This is a genomic window from Acidisphaera rubrifaciens HS-AP3, from assembly GCF_000964365.1.
Classification (GTDB): domain Bacteria; phylum Pseudomonadota; class Alphaproteobacteria; order Acetobacterales; family Acetobacteraceae; genus Acidisphaera; species Acidisphaera rubrifaciens.
In genome coordinates this window covers 1-1,012 of record NZ_BANB01000429.1, presented here as the reverse complement: position 1 = coordinate 1,012, position 1,012 = coordinate 1, and the positions used below count along the sequence as shown (strand labels likewise).

Here is a 1,012-nt window from a genome sequence, read left to right as displayed (position 1 = left end):
CTACGATCCAGACTGATCGGCTACCGCTCTAGAGGCGGTGCAGAACCGGGCCGGTGTGGTGCGCCCGGACTATGCGAGCAGGACGATCCGGCATGCGCTGGCGGTGCTGTCCGGCCCGGAGGTCGTGGCATGACCCTCCCCATGGACTACCTCGCCCCCGACCACCCGGACGCGGCCTTGATCGCGAAATGCCGCCGGCTGGTCGAAATGGAGGCTGCCTATCGCGCCACGCCCGAGGATGCGGAGCTTGTGCGGCCGGTCGGATACGACGATCTGGTCGAGGAAGTCACATGCACCCGCGCCCTGACCGATGCCGGGAACCGGGCGAAGCTCGCGGTCGCGTGGTCATTCTATCAACCCGATTGGCCCGAGGGCGGCATGCTGGATTCGATGCTGCACGAAGCGATCGAGGCCCTTGCCTTGCCACTGATGCCCGTGGACTTCATCGCCCTGTGCAACCGCTACGCCCATCTGGTGGCAGTGCAGGACCGATGGAACCGGGGAGAGGTTGACCCGGACATCGGCGAGGCGGCGCGTGCCGAAAGCTGGCGCGTGCTCGAACGGGTGTTGGGCACGATCCCGAAGACGGACGCGGAACGGGCGGCGCTGGCGCGGGTCGTGCGGCTGGCGGTGCGGTCGATCGCGACGGACGGGGAGGCCGGCGGCATCTTTTGCCGGCTGGCGGTTCACCTTGCCTACGCTGTGAATAAGGAGGCGGCATGACCGACGATCCCGACGCCGACGCAATGAAGGCGGTGCTCGCCTGCTTCGCCTATCCGGTGCAGGCCCTCGCGATCCTGCGCCGGCACCTCGGCGATGACGCGCCGGCTGATGTGGTGGCGATGCTTGAAGCATGGGCCACCGAGGGCACGACGCCGCACTGACTCGGCTGGGCTACGCCATAGAGGGCCGTCTCGCGAGGGGCGGCCCTTTTCGCGCCGCCAACGTCCACCGCCGGCATATTACGAAGGAAGAACAGCTTGCTAGAGCGGTAGCCCTTCTGAGTGAATCG

General features: G+C 67.4%; 2 protein-coding genes. Both read left to right on the top strand.

What is annotated here, in order from left to right; genetic code table 11:
• Window positions 1-141 precede the first annotated feature (141 nt).
• A complete protein-coding gene (locus B8460_RS12490; RefSeq protein ID WP_048861932.1) occupies window positions 142-723 on the top strand; it encodes a hypothetical protein in 582 nt (193 codons plus the stop codon).
• Window positions 720-884 carry a hypothetical protein gene (locus tag B8460_RS21945; protein WP_158322829.1) on the top strand — a complete coding sequence of 55 codons (165 nt, stop codon included), beginning with the start codon at window positions 720-722 and terminating at the stop codon, window positions 882-884. The genes B8460_RS12490 and B8460_RS21945 overlap by 4 nt, the downstream gene beginning before the upstream one ends.
• Window positions 885-1,012 lie beyond the last annotated feature (128 nt).